Genomic DNA, 13,155 nt, shown 5'->3' on the forward strand with positions numbered 1-13,155 from the left:
TGAAGAAATTATTTGAAAAATGGCTTTGCTTCAACGAATATAAATGTTAATATTAATATTGGAATAAAATGATTTCGGCTTTGTAGGAACGGTGGAGGTGTATTTTGGTGTCTGAATCCAGCTCAACAACGGAAATTATTGTTCGATTGCCACAAGCACTTGTTTCTGAATTAGATGGAATCGTGAAACAGGAAAACGGAAACAGAAGTGAATTTATTTATCAAGCAATGAAAATGTATTTGAGAGAGCGTAAAAAACGCCAAATTCGCGAGTCAATGAGACGCGGTTATATGGAAATGGCGAAGATCAATCTAAATATTGCATCGGAGGCTTTTCTGGCAGAGTATGAGGCTGAACACACCGTTGAACGCTTAGTTAGCGGGGGGTAATCTTTTGATTGTTAAACGCGGCGACGTTTATTTTGCTGATTTATCCCCTGTAGTTGGTTCAGAGCAAGGCGGCGTTCGTCCAGTTTTAATTATCCAAAATGATATAGGGAATCGTTTTAGTCCAACGGTGATCGTAGCCGCTATTACAGCACAAATTCAAAAAGCAAAATTGCCGACTCATGTTGAAATTGATGCGAAAAAATATGGATTTGAACGGGATTCGGTCATTTTGCTTGAGCAGATTAGAACGATTGATAAACAACGGTTAACGGATAAAATTACCCATCTTGATGATGAAATGATGGATAAAGTGGACGATGCCTTACAAATCAGTTTAGGGCTGATCGATTTCTAATATTTTTTACGTATATTTCAACGATCTTTTCAAAAGGACTGCCTGCAGGTAGAATGTTTAAAATAAATAAGATTGAAAAAATGTCCACAGTTGCGAAACTGTGGTATTTTTGATTTTTGCGCAAAAATGAACAGACGTGCTGACAAGCTGCATTCGCTTTTTTAAACGACGAAGCATTTAAAAACAGCATCTTCCATAGTCGAGAAGTGAAAGGAAGATTTGCCGCATTCCCTTTATAAAATAGCTGTAAGCAATGCATGCGACAGCATTAGCAGATATTGTGGAAGAAAAATGATAAAAACGGGAACATATCTATAATTTTTTTTATTTTTCTATAAAAGTTGAAAAGGCAAAGTTTTTGAAAGGAGACATGCAACATGTCACTGAAAATTTCTGAAATAGTTGAATTTATCCGAATGCATCGAGACGAGATTATGAAGGATTGGATTGATCGCTTCAACAAGGCTGATGCCCAATCAATTTCCGCTGAGTCTGATCAAATTGATCAAGCAATTGCTGCAGAATATGTGAATATTCTCATCGAATGGAGCAAAAACAAAGAAGATGAATTTTCCAGAAAAATTCATGAATTTTCAAAACGGATTGTCCAGCTTGACTGGCCAATGGACAAAATTGCTCAATGCTTACATACTTTTGAAAAAATATTATTTGCTAAATTGCTTGAGAAACAAATACCGGGTGATCCGCTTGAATTATTATCGGAGATAGAGAAAGTTACCTCACCGGTTAATCGGGAAGTATTTCTGCAATATACCTCTTCATATGAAAGAACCATTAATCTCCAAAAAATGGCTCTGCAAGAATTGTCTGCGCCGTTGATTCCAGTTTTTGATAGCATCACTGTTATGCCATTGATTGGAACGATTGATACGGACCGTGCCAAAAGAATTATGGAAAATTTATTAAAAGGGGTCGTTAAATATCGTTCTGAAGTGGTGCTGATTGATATAACCGGTGTGCCTGTTGTGGATACGATGGTAGCCCATCACATTATACAAGCTGCAGAAGCAGTTCGTCTTGTAGGAGCAAAAAGTTTGCTTGTCGGCATTCGCCCTGAAATTGCGCAAACGATAGTGAATCTAGGCATTGATTTAAGTCAAATTACAACGAAAAATACCCTTCAAAAAGGCATCGAAGCTGCGCTTGAAATGACCAATCGAAAAATTGTTTCAATGGGTGAACGCAGATGATGAAAACGTCGAAAATACCTATTTTAAAACTGTATAATAATCTATTAATTTCAATACAGTGGGAGCTGGACGACAAAACAGCGATGCAATTTCAGGAAGATTTATTAAAGAAAATTCATGAAACAGGAGCAACAGGTGTTGTCATTGATTTAACTTCCGTTGATGTCATTGATTCATTTATCGCCAAGATTTTAGGGGACTGTGTCAACATGTCTAAGTTAATGGGGGCGACGGTCGTATTGACAGGTATTCAGCCTGCTGTGGCTATTACGCTGATCGAATTAGGCATTGAACTGGAAGATATTCATACTGCGCTTGACTTGGAAAAAGGGCTGGAATTGCTTAAGGAGCTGGAGGATTAGAATGGATGGCCAATCCTGTGTAATGATTATGAACGAATGGGATATTGTGGCTGCCCGCCAATTGGGTCGTCATGCTGCGAAAGAACTTGGATTCGGCGCAGTGGACCAAGCCCGGATTACCACCGCAATATCAGAATTAGCAAGGAACATTTATCATTATGCAAATGGTGGGAAAATTTACATCGATAAAATTGAAGAAAAAGAAAAAAAAGGAATTAAAATTACTGCCTCTGATCATGGGCCGGGAATTCCTGATATTCGCAAGGCAATGGAGGATGGATTTACGACGTCAGGAGGACTTGGGGCTGGATTGCCCGGTGTTAAGCGCTTAATGGACGAATTTTATATCGACTCAAAGACAGGCGAAGGGACCGTTGTACAAGTGGTGAAATGGCTTCGTTAGGAGGATTTTATGGCGTTTGATGATGATATTCAAATGAAATATAAAGAGATGTTAGCAAATTACATTCAAGAACTGACCGAACAAGCTTTATATGAAGGGCAGCGCTTCAGTTGGAAAGCAATTGAACATAAAATACCGCCTGAGGAAATCATCAACATCCATTTAAAAGTTTTAAAAGAATTATTTCCAGACATACCAAAAAAGATTTTAGATTCCTTTGACTTTTTATTGGAGGTAATGGTTGGTTATGGTCTGGCTTATCAAGAACATCAATTTTTGAGGGGCAGGCAGCTTGAGCTGAAATCCGAAATTGAAATTGCAGCAAACGTACAGCAGGCACTGCTGCAAACAAATATTCCAAAAGTCGAAGAATTGGACATAGGGGTCATCAGCGTTCCTGCCAAAATTATGAACGGAGATTATTACCAGTTTGCAGAACATGAAAACACAATGAGCGTTGCGATTGCGGATGTCATAGGCAAAGGCATACCTGCAGCATTGTGTATATCAATGATTAAATATGCGATGGACAGCCTCCTGGAATCAAGGCAAAATCCGAGTTACATATTAGAAAATTTAAATAGAGTTGTTGAACAAAACATCGATGTCAATATGTTTATTACCATGTTTTTTGGTAAGTACGATTTTCGGACGAATAAGATTACATATGCATCTGCAGGACATGAACCGGGCTTTTATTATTGCGCCAGCGAGGATCACTTTTATGACCTTCAATCAAAAGGGCTTGTTTTAGGTGTTGACCGGCAAGTGAAATATGAGCAATATGAATTAAATCTTTTCCAAAACGATATGATTATTCTTTTGTCAGATGGAGTAACTGAAACAAGAACGAAGGAAGGATTTATTGATAGAGCTGCAGTGACGAGCGCCATCCGAGCTCATTTACATTTGCCTGCTCAGCAAATAGTAGAAAATATTTATAAAGATTTTGAGAAAATGCAAGGTTTTCAATTGCGGGATGATTTCACCTTAATCATTATGAAAAAAAATGTTTAAACGGCTTCGAAAAAGGGTATAAGTGAATGGATGATTTTGTCTTTTATGAGGGGGATCAGAATGAATCTTGAAATTGATATTAAAAGGGAAAAAAAGGTTTCGTATGTGCATCTAAAAGGAGAGATTGATGCCTATACTGCGCCAGCGCTAAAAAATAAACTTGCGCCCATTTCTGAGGAAAGCGAACCTTTTATTGAAGTCAACCTAAAAGATGTTGAATATATGGACTCAACCGGATTAGGAGTTTTTGTCGGATTGTTGAAAACGGTCAGAAAACAAGGCGGAAAGCTGAAATTGACAAATTTGTCGCCGCGGCTGGAGCGCTTATTTCATATTACCGGTTTGGACAGCATCATCGAGATTTCAAGAAAAGGTGAGGATTAATGGATAAATGTATTGATTACATTGAAATGAAAATACCTGCGAAAACTGAGTATATAGGGATTGTCAGATTGACTCTATCCGGTATCGCCAATAGAATGGGGTACACATATGATGACATTGAAGATTTAAAGATTGCCGTCAGTGAAGCGTGTACAAATGCGGTGCAGCATGCCTACGGTCATGATGAAAACGGTGAAGTGAGAATCGGCTTCAGCTTGTTCGAAAATCGATTAGAGATCACTGTTTCAGACGATGGAAAAAATTTCGATTTATCAAAAATGAAAGAAAACACCGGGCCTTATTCTCCTTCCATGCCGATTGAAAAATTGAGCGAGGGCGGTTTAGGTTTGTTTCTAATTAAAACGCTCATGGATGAAGTGACAATCGATATGAACTCAGGAGTAACTGTCAAGATGTCCAAGCTTTTAAATGAGGAGCGAATGAGAAATGAACAAACCTCATGGTCAAAAACGAAGCAATAACGAAATCCATGAACTCATTCGTCAAGTTCAGGAAAATAAAGATGAAAAAGCACAAGAACAAATTATTGAACTTTATCAGCCAATTGTTGTTGCACTGGCAAAAAAGTACTCAAGTTCGAAAATGTATCAGGAGGATTTGGTACAGGTCGGGATGATCGGTTTATTGGGAGCGATTGATCGCTTCGACCCAACAGTTGGGAAATCATTTGATGCGTTTGTTGTTCCAACGATTATTGGAGAAATCAAACGCTATCTTCGGGATAAAACGTGGAGCGTCCATGTGCCCCGCAGAATGAAAGAACTTGGACCAAAAATAAATGCAGCGGTGGAGCAGTTGACGAGTCAGCTGGAGCGCTCTCCGAAGGTCAAGGAAATAGCAGAATATTTAGGAGCAGCTGAGGAAGAAGTTTTGGAAGCTATGGAAATGGTCAAAAACTATCATACGCTTTCTGTTGATCACTCAATAGAAGCTGGACCGGATGGAACCGCGGTCACCATTTTAGATCTTGTCGGACAAAAAGACGAGGGCTTTGAACGCATTCTTCAAAAACTGACTATTGAAAACATTATGCACGTTTTAACTGAGAGAGAAAAAGAAATTATTCTACATTCTTTTTATCATAACCGCAGTCAAAAAGAAATAGGTGAAATTTTAGGTATCTCCCAAATGCATGTTTCCAGACTATTGCGCCAAGCATTAAAAAAATTAAAAAAAGCTGTTCACGCTGATCCAATGGAGATAGGGCAATGATTCAATATCAAGAAACTGAACATATTCAATTTTTGACATGTCAGGTTGGAAAAGTAGGCAGTGCTTATTGTGGAGACAGTTTTTTCACCTGTACGGACGAGCATAGATTTGTTTGTGTTGTCGCAGATGGGTTGGGAAGTGGACAAGCTGCGCGTGAATCATCTGAAATCATATGCCAAACGGTGAAGCAATACCAGCAGGAAACTGTACATGAGATTTTTAAACAGTGCCATAAGAAATTAAAAGGTAAAAGAGGCGCGACAGTCGGAATATTAAAAGTGGATTTCGTAGACAAAACTATTACATACGGCTCGGTAGGAAACGTTCGTTTCATCTTATATTTGCCTTCTGGGGAATACATTTATCCAATTCCAACCGCTGGATATTTACCTGGTAAAATGAAGAAATATCGCATCCGAACTTTTTCATATGAAAAAGGGTCAAAATTTATTATTCACACTGATGGCCTTTTTGCTTCAAACATTAAAACGGCGTTAAAAGATCATTCTTCTATTCACGAGATTGCGAAAGGCTTCAATAAATTTCTTTCCGATCGGACAGATGATTTAACTTATATAATCGGGCAGCTTTTTTAATTGTTGGGACAATCGGATGGATAACGGTTGTCTTTTTATGTTGAAAAAATTTTTGATAAAATGTTTATGTAGATGGAAATAGTAGTGGAGGCTAAAGAATGTTAAATAATGAGAAAATTTTTCAAATGTTAAGCAGCGAATTATCAATATCCACCAAACAAATTCAAAATGTCATTGCATTGCTTGAAGACGGCAACACCGTTCCTTTTATTGCGCGGTACAGAAAAGAACAAACAGGCGCTTTAAATGAAGTGGAAATACGAAACATTAGTGAACGCTGGCAATACATACAAAACCTTGAAAAAAGAAAAGAAGAAGTTATTCGGTTAATTGAGGAACAAGGAAAACTAACAGAATCTTTGCGAAATGAAATACTGGCGGCTGAAAAATTGCAGCAAGTTGAAGACTTGTATCGGCCATACCGGCAAAAAAGAAGAACGAAAGCAACGATTGCAAAAGAAAGAGGGCTTGAGCCTTTAGCCAAATGGATATATTCCTTGCCGCTAGCGGGATCGATTGAAGAAGAAGCCGAAAAATACATCAATGAAGAGAAAGAAATCCATACGGTTGAAGATGCTCTCTCTGGTGCAAAAGATATTATTGCAGAATGGATTTCAGACGATCCGAATTATCGGCAATGGATAAGGGAGCAAACGTTGAAAGAAGGTATGGTCGTCTCAACGTGTAAAGACGAAGAAAAAGATGAGAAAAAAGTATTCGAAATGTATTACCAATATGAAGAACCGATCAAAAAAATCGTTCCCCATCGTGTTTTGGCGTTAAACAGAGGGGAGAAGGAAGGGATTTTAAGGGTGGCAATCGAGCCGCCGACAGAACAAATAGTAGCCTATTTGAAGAAAAAAGTTGTTTCGGATCAAAGGACAATTGCTGCTGATATTTTAATTGAAACGTTGGAGGATGCGTATAGACGGCTCATACAGCCTTCGATTGAGCGGGAGATTAGAAAAGAATTGACTGAAAAAGCTGAAGATCAGGCCATTCGTGTTTTTTCCGAAAATTTAAGAAAACTGCTCCTTCAACCTCCATTAAAAGGAACGATCGTTTTAGGAATCGACCCGGCTTACCGTACAGGATGCAAGCTTGCGGCAGTCGATGAAACTGGAAAAGTTCTTTATATTGATGTGATTTATCCTCATCCGCCAAAAAATGAAATAGAAAAATCAAAACAAAAGCTGATCGATATTATTCAACGCTTCCAAATTGAAGTAATCGCTATCGGCAATGGAACAGCTTCAAGAGAAACAGAACAATTTGTTGCAGATGTAATAAAAGAATTAAAAGAAGATATTTATTATTTAATTGTTAACGAGGCGGGAGCAAGTGTTTATTCAGCTTCTGATTTAGCCCGGGAAGAGTTCCCAGATCTTGAAGTCGAAGAACGCAGCGCAGTATCCATTGCTAGAAGGCTTCAAGATCCGCTTGCTGAATTGGTGAAAATTGATCCTAAATCAATCGGTGTTGGTCAATACCAGCATGATGTATCCCAAAAGAAATTGCATGACTCTTTAACGTTTGTTGTGGAAACAGTTGTCAACCAAGTCGGTGTCAACGTAAATACTGCTTCGCCGTCTCTGTTGCAATACGTATCTGGATTATCAAAAACAGTGGCTCATAATATTGTGAAACGAAGAGAAGAAATTGGAAAATTTGTGAATCGCAACGATTTAAAATCCATCCCACGGCTTGGGGAGAAAACGTATGAGCAATGTATCGGCTTTTTAAGAATATTGGACGGCGACGATCCGCTTGACAGGACGAGCATTCATCCTGAAAGCTATGAAGACGCTAGAAAACTGCTGTCAAGCCTTTCATTGACAGTCGATGATATCGGTACAGAACTGTTGAAAGATAAAATCAGATCGCTGAATATTCAAGAAACTTCAAAAGCCTTGCATATTGGCGAATATACATTGAAGGATATATGCGATGCTTTAATGAGACCGGAGCGCGATCCTCGTGATGAAGTTCCAAAACCTCTTTTGAAAAAAGATGTGCTGCAGCTTGAAGACTTGAAAGAAGGAATGGAGCTGCAAGGAACGGTTCGAAACGTAGTAGACTTTGGTGTATTTGTTGATATCGGCGTTAAACAGGATGGACTTGTGCACATTTCAAAATTAAGCAAACAATATGTAAAGCATCCTTTGGACGTTGTTTCGGTTGGGGACATCGTGACAGTCTGGGTGGAAAAAGTTGATGTTGATAAAGGAAGAGTCGCTTTAACAATGGTTAAATAAATAACAACAGAAATCACGGCTGTCGGCAAAGTCGACAGCTGATTTTTTTATCAACCTTATATTGCATGCTGATGGAAGCAAACAACGATCTATCAACCAAAAATTTTGAAAAAAAGTTAGTCTGTTCTTTGAGAGCTGTTGAATTATGAGCAGTGCTTTTTTCTATAGAAATACCAGCATTGATTTAATAACTTGATTTGATAAACGTTTTTTTCATAATATGCTTTCTTCATTTGATTTATAAGCCAATTCGGCATTGGTTAATACCTCCTTGGATGTATTGTTCTTTTTGGCTTGCCATTTTATGGTCAAGAAAAAAAGCATATGCTAAAATAAAATATGTGAGTCCGATTAGATGTAGTAATATTTATTGTATGCGTTAAGTTGTTGTCCTGTTCAACATGTTTTTAAAGTAGGTGCAGTACATTGAATGATGACCAGCTTCAAAAACTTGTGGAGCAAATTTCACTATCCTTTTTTGGGAAAAAATTTGTTCACAAAGCGTATTTTAATCACCGTCTTCGAACAACAGGCGGAAGATATTTATTAAACAGCCATGATATTGAAGTGAATAAAAAATATTATGAACAATACGGAATGGACGAATTAATAGGGATTATTAAGCATGAACTTTGCCACTACCATCTTCATATCGAAGGAAAAGGTTTTCGGCATCGGGACTCTGACTTTAAAATGCTTTTAAAAAAAGTAGGTGCACCTAGATTTTGCACACCATTAAGAGAAAAAAATAAAAATAATATTATTTATATTTATAAATGCCTATCATGTATGAGCACTTTTATTCGCCGTAGAAAAATGAACCCAGAACGATATTTATGCGGAAAGTGCGGAGGAAAAATTCAATTTTATAAAAATAATGGTTGACGAAAAGGAGAAAGATATGATAAAGTATAAAAGCCGTCGCTAATTGGATGGCAGCGAAAAACAATATGTAACGAACTGTTGACAAAATTATAAATGCTCATTACAATGGTTACAGTCGTCAATTTTTTCTTCATTCCGCAGTAGCTCAGTGGTAGAGCATTCGGCTGTTAACCGAACGGTCGCAGGTTCGAATCCTGCCTGCGGAGCCAATTTGGAGAAGTACCCAAGTGGCTGAAGGGGCTCCCCTGCTAAGGGAGTAGGTCGTGTAAGCGGCGCGAGGGTTCAAATCCCTCCTTCTCCGCCATGAAAAATGGCCCGTTGGTCAAGTGGTTAAGACACCGCCCTTTCACGGCGGTAACACGGGTTCGAATCCCGTACGGGTCATTCATATTCGCTGAAATAGGAAGTTGAAAAACTTCCTATTTCTAACTTTAAAAAATCCAAAACAAAAAGTCTTTACATAGCGTTCAAAAAATGTTACAATAAATTTTGTGACTTTTTGATGGGCTATAGCCAAGCGGTAAGGCAACGGACTTTGACTCCGTGATGCGCTGGTTCGAATCCAGCTAGCCCAGCCACTTATTATAAAAATAATAAGAGCCATTAGCTCAGTCGGTAGAGCATCTGACTTTTAATCAGAGGGTCGGAGGTTCGAATCCTCCATGGCTCACCATTTAATGCGGGTGTGGCGGAATTGGCAGACGCACTAGACTTAGGATCTAGCGCCTTACGGCGTGGGGGTTCAAGTCCCTCCACCCGCATATTCGCGGTAGTGGCGGAATGGCAGACGCGCTAGGTTGAGGGCCTAGTGGGGGCGACCCCGTGGAGGTTCGAGTCCTCTCTACCGCACCAAAAAAGTGTTGACATCATATTTTAAGTGAGTTACAATAAAAAACCTGTGGAATGCGCCCGTAGCTCAATTGGATAGAGCGTTTGACTACGGATCAAAAGGTTAGGGGTTCGACTCCTCTCGGGCGCGCCATATACGGGAAGTAGCTCAGCTTGGTAGAGCACATGGTTTGGGACCATGGGGTCGCAGGTTCGAATCCTGTCTTCCCGATTTTGATCAATAAAGGCTTAAAAGCAAAATTGCATGAATAAATTAAGATATGCGGGTGTAGTTTAGTGGTAAAACCTCAGCCACGAGCGACACTTCAATGAATAATCTGCGAGTTGCCTCGACGCATTTACATCCTCGAACAATGCTGGAAGAGGAAGAGGCATGGAAAATGCGTGTTTATCATCTAAATAGAAAAACAAATATTTTCGCGCGGGTGTAGTTTAGTGGTAAAACCTCAGCCTTCCAAGCTGATGTCGTGGGTTCGATTCCCATCACCCGCTCCAAAATGATCTTTGAAAACTGAACAAAACGAAAAGCGTGCCTGTTGATTCTAAAAGAGCATTTGGTGACAAACTTTTTTTGGAGAGTTTGATCCTGGCTCAGGACGAACGCTGGCGGCGTGCCTAATACATGCAAGTCGAGCGGACCGAAGGGAGCTTGCTCCTTTAGGTTAGCGGCGGACGGGTGAGTAACACGTGGGCAACCTGCCCTGCAGACTGGGATAACTTCGGGAAACCGGAGCTAATACCGGATAACACCGAAAACCGCATGGTTTTCGGTTGAAAGGCGGCTTTTAGCTGTCACTGCAGGATGGGCCCGCGGCGCATTAGCTAGTTGGTGAGGTAACGGCTCACCAAGGCGACGATGCGTAGCCGACCTGAGAGGGTGACCGGCCACACTGGGACTGAGACACGGCCCAGACTCCTACGGGAGGCAGCAGTAGGGAATCTTCCGCAATGGACGAAAGTCTGACGGAGCAACGCCGCGTGAGCGAAGAAGGTCTTCGGATCGTAAAGCTCTGTTGTCAGGGAAGAACAAGTACCGTTCGAACAGGGCGGTACCTTGACGGTACCTGACGAGGAAGCCACGGCTAACTACGTGCCAGCAGCCGCGGTAATACGTAGGTGGCAAGCGTTGTCCGGAATTATTGGGCGTAAAGCGCGCGCAGGCGGTTCCTTAAGTCTGATGTGAAATCTCGCGGCTCAACCGCGAGCGGCCATTGGAAACTGGGGAACTTGAGTGCAGGAGAGGGGAGCGGAATTCCACGTGTAGCGGTGAAATGCGTAGAGATGTGGAGGAACACCAGTGGCGAAGGCGGCTCTCTGGCCTGTAACTGACGCTGAGGCGCGAAAGCGTGGGGAGCGAACAGGATTAGATACCCTGGTAGTCCACGCCGTAAACGATGAGTGCTAAGTGTTAGAGGGTATCCACCCTTTAGTGCTGCAGCAAACGCATTAAGCACTCCGCCTGGGGAGTACGGCCGCAAGGCTGAAACTCAAAGGAATTGACGGGGACCCGCACAAGCGGTGGAGCATGTGGTTTAATTCGAAGCAACGCGAAGAACCTTACCAGGTCTTGACATCCCCTGACAACCCTAGAGATAGGGCGTTCCCCTTTCGGGGACAGGGTGACAGGTGGTGCATGGTTGTCGTCAGCTCGTGTCGTGAGATGTTGGGTTAAGTCCCGCAACGAGCGCAACCCTTGACCTTAGTTGCCAGCATTCAGTTGGGCACTCTAAGGTGACTGCCGGCTAAAAGTCGGAGGAAGGTGGGGATGACGTCAAATCATCATGCCCCTTATGACCTGGGCTACACACGTGCTACAATGGGTGGTACAAAGGGCAGCGAAACCGCGAGGTGGAGCGAATCCCAAAAAACCACTCTCAGTTCGGATTGCAGGCTGCAACTCGCCTGCATGAAGCCGGAATCGCTAGTAATCGCGGATCAGCATGCCGCGGTGAATACGTTCCCGGGTCTTGTACACACCGCCCGTCACACCACGAGAGTTTGTAACACCCGAAGTCGGTGGGGTAACCCTTACGGGAGCCAGCCGCCGAAGGTGGGACAAATGATTGGGGTGAAGTCGTAACAAGGTAGCCGTATCGGAAGGTGCGGCTGGATCACCTCCTTTCTAAGGATATATACATTGAAATAGGGTACGCTTTTCCGTTTTGTTTAGTTTTGAAGGATCATATCCTTCTTGATTGTTCTTTGAAAACTGGATAACGGAAAGACATTCACGAATAGATCGCTCATGTTAGGAAGAAACGGTTAAGTTAGAAAGGGCGCACGGTGGATGCCTTGGCACTAGGAGCCGATGAAGGACGGGACAAACACCGAAATGCTTCGGGGAGCTGTAAGTAAGCGTCGATCCGGAGATGTCCGAATGGGGGAACCCACTGCCCGTAATGGGGCAGTATCCATACCTGAATCCATAGGGTATGGAGGGCAACCCGGGGAACTGAAACATCTAAGTACCCGGAGGAAGAGAAAGCAACAGCGATTCCCTGAGTAGCGGCGAGCGAAACGGGAACAGCCCAAACCAAGAGGCGTGCCTCTTGGGGTTGTAGGACACTCGATTAAGGAGTGACAAAGGAACGGGGTAGACGAAGAGGTCTGGAAAGGCCCGTCAGAGAAGGTAACAACCCTGTAGTCGAAACTCCGTTCCCTCCCGAGTGGATCCTGAGTACGGCGGGACACGTGAAATCCCGTCGGAAGCAGGGAGGACCATCTCCCAAGGCTAAATACTCCCTAGTGACCGATAGTGAACCAGTACCGTGAGGGAAAGGTGAAAAGCACCCCGGGAGGGGAGTGAAAGAGAACCTGAAACCGTGTGCCTACAAGTAGTCAGAGCCCGTTAACGGGTGATGGCGTGCCTTTTGTAGAATGAACCGGCGAGTTGCGATTTCGTGCAAGGTTAAGCCGAAAGGCGGAGCCGCAGCGAAAGCGAGTCTGAAGAGGGCGAAATAGTACGAGGTCGCAGACCCGAAACCAGGTGATCTACCCATGTCCAGGGTGAAGGCAAGGTAACACTTGCTGGAGGCCCGAACCCACGCACGTTGAAAAGTGCGGGGATGAGGTGTGGGTAGGGGTGAAATGCCAATCGAACTTGGAGATAGCTGGTTCTCTCCGAAATAGCTTTAGGGCTAGCCTCAAGGGAAGAGTCTTGGAGGTAGAGCACTGATTGGACGAGGGGCCCCCATCGGGTTACCGAATTCAGTCAAA

At 42.2% G+C, this 13,155-nt stretch carries 13 protein-coding genes, 10 tRNA genes and 2 rRNA genes (1 of these 25 running past the window's edge); 24 read left to right on the forward strand and 1 reads right to left on the reverse strand.

Annotation, left to right across the window (positions count from 1 at the left end):
- Positions 1–107: 107 nt before the first annotated feature.
- The 11 genes from RI196_RS01910 (at position 108) to RI196_RS01960 (ending at position 8,205) form a co-directional block, all read left to right on the forward strand.
- On the forward strand, positions 108–389 hold the full coding sequence (locus tag RI196_RS01910) for a CopG family ribbon-helix-helix protein (protein ID WP_063388229.1): 282 nt from the start codon (positions 108–110) through the stop codon (positions 387–389).
- Between the two features lie 4 nt (positions 390–393).
- On the forward strand, positions 394–744 hold the full coding sequence (gene ndoA, locus RI196_RS01915; protein ID WP_063388230.1) for a type II toxin-antitoxin system endoribonuclease NdoA: 351 nt from the start codon (positions 394–396) through the stop codon (positions 742–744).
- A gap of 377 nt (positions 745–1,121) precedes the next feature.
- On the forward strand, positions 1,122–1,955 hold the full coding sequence (rsbRA, locus tag RI196_RS01920) for an RsbT co-antagonist protein RsbRA (RefSeq protein ID WP_130158217.1): 834 nt from the start codon (positions 1,122–1,124) through the stop codon (positions 1,953–1,955).
- Entirely contained in the window at positions 1,955–2,317 is a 363-nt protein-coding gene (locus RI196_RS01925; protein ID WP_063388242.1) for an STAS domain-containing protein, read from the forward strand. The genes rsbRA and RI196_RS01925 overlap by 1 nt, the downstream gene beginning before the upstream one ends.
- Position 2,318: 1 nt before the next feature.
- The gene (locus RI196_RS01930) at positions 2,319–2,720 is read left to right on the forward strand and encodes an anti-sigma regulatory factor (RefSeq protein ID WP_063388232.1); all 402 of its coding nucleotides are present in this window, start codon (positions 2,319–2,321) and stop codon (positions 2,718–2,720) included.
- 9 nt (positions 2,721–2,729) lie between these two features.
- Entirely contained in the window at positions 2,730–3,737 is a 1,008-nt protein-coding gene (locus RI196_RS01935) for a PP2C family protein-serine/threonine phosphatase (protein ID WP_066247065.1), read from the forward strand.
- A 60-nt stretch (positions 3,738–3,797) separates the two neighbouring features.
- Positions 3,798–4,121, forward strand: a complete 324-nt coding sequence (locus RI196_RS01940) for an anti-sigma factor antagonist (RefSeq protein ID WP_063388234.1) — start codon at positions 3,798–3,800, stop codon at positions 4,119–4,121.
- On the forward strand, positions 4,121–4,603 hold the full coding sequence (rsbW, locus tag RI196_RS01945; RefSeq protein WP_278342289.1) for an anti-sigma B factor RsbW: 483 nt from the start codon (positions 4,121–4,123) through the stop codon (positions 4,601–4,603). Before RI196_RS01940 ends, rsbW begins: the two co-directional genes overlap by 1 nt.
- A complete protein-coding gene (gene sigB, locus RI196_RS01950; protein ID WP_063388236.1) occupies positions 4,569–5,354 on the forward strand; it encodes an RNA polymerase sigma factor SigB in 786 nt (261 codons plus the stop codon). Before rsbW ends, sigB begins: the two co-directional genes overlap by 35 nt.
- A complete protein-coding gene (locus tag RI196_RS01955; RefSeq protein WP_311066800.1) occupies positions 5,351–5,950 on the forward strand; it encodes a PP2C family serine/threonine-protein phosphatase in 600 nt (199 codons plus the stop codon). The genes sigB and RI196_RS01955 overlap by 4 nt, the downstream gene beginning before the upstream one ends.
- Positions 5,951–6,048: 98 nt before the next feature.
- Entirely contained in the window at positions 6,049–8,205 is a 2,157-nt protein-coding gene (locus tag RI196_RS01960; RefSeq protein WP_066247056.1) for a Tex family protein, read from the forward strand.
- 143 nt (positions 8,206–8,348) lie between these two features.
- Here the strand turns inward: RI196_RS01960 and cmpA are convergent, their stop codons facing one another.
- A complete protein-coding gene (gene cmpA / locus RI196_RS01965) occupies positions 8,349–8,462 on the reverse strand; it encodes a cortex morphogenetic protein CmpA (RefSeq protein ID WP_094245000.1) in 114 nt (37 codons plus the stop codon).
- Between the two features lie 169 nt (positions 8,463–8,631).
- On the opposite strand from cmpA, the gene RI196_RS01970 reads away from it, so the two are divergent.
- The 13 genes from RI196_RS01970 to RI196_RS02030 form a co-directional block, all read left to right on the forward strand.
- Entirely contained in the window at positions 8,632–9,090 is a 459-nt protein-coding gene (locus RI196_RS01970; RefSeq protein ID WP_063388239.1) for a SprT family protein, read from the forward strand.
- A gap of 134 nt (positions 9,091–9,224) precedes the next feature.
- Positions 9,225–9,299: transfer RNA gene (locus tag RI196_RS01975), tRNA-Asn, on the forward strand.
- Between the two features lie 4 nt (positions 9,300–9,303).
- Positions 9,304–9,394: transfer RNA gene (locus RI196_RS01980), tRNA-Ser, on the forward strand.
- Positions 9,395–9,402: 8 nt separating this feature from the next.
- Positions 9,403–9,474, forward strand: a tRNA-Glu gene (locus RI196_RS01985).
- Between the two features lie 119 nt (positions 9,475–9,593).
- Positions 9,594–9,668: transfer RNA gene (locus tag RI196_RS01990), tRNA-Gln, on the forward strand.
- Positions 9,669–9,687: 19 nt separating this feature from the next.
- A tRNA-Lys gene (locus RI196_RS01995) sits at positions 9,688–9,763 on the forward strand.
- Between the two features lie 6 nt (positions 9,764–9,769).
- A tRNA-Leu gene (locus tag RI196_RS02000) sits at positions 9,770–9,851 on the forward strand.
- A gap of 5 nt (positions 9,852–9,856) precedes the next feature.
- Positions 9,857–9,942, forward strand: a tRNA-Leu gene (locus tag RI196_RS02005).
- A 53-nt stretch (positions 9,943–9,995) separates the two neighbouring features.
- Positions 9,996–10,072: transfer RNA gene (locus RI196_RS02010), tRNA-Arg, on the forward strand.
- Positions 10,073–10,076: 4 nt separating this feature from the next.
- Positions 10,077–10,150, forward strand: a tRNA-Pro gene (locus RI196_RS02015).
- Between the two features lie 210 nt (positions 10,151–10,360).
- A tRNA-Gly gene (locus RI196_RS02020) sits at positions 10,361–10,434 on the forward strand.
- A gap of 73 nt (positions 10,435–10,507) precedes the next feature.
- Positions 10,508–12,061: ribosomal RNA gene (locus RI196_RS02025) — 16S ribosomal RNA — on the forward strand.
- A gap of 138 nt (positions 12,062–12,199) precedes the next feature.
- Positions 12,200–13,155: ribosomal RNA gene (locus RI196_RS02030) — 23S ribosomal RNA — on the forward strand; it runs 1,976 nt beyond the window's last position.
- The 16S and 23S rRNA genes sit together here with 10 tRNA genes alongside, the layout of an rRNA operon.

The organism is Aeribacillus composti (assembly GCF_031760945.1).
In the GTDB taxonomy this organism is placed as follows: Bacteria; Bacillota; Bacilli; order Bacillales; family Aeribacillaceae; genus Aeribacillus; species Aeribacillus composti.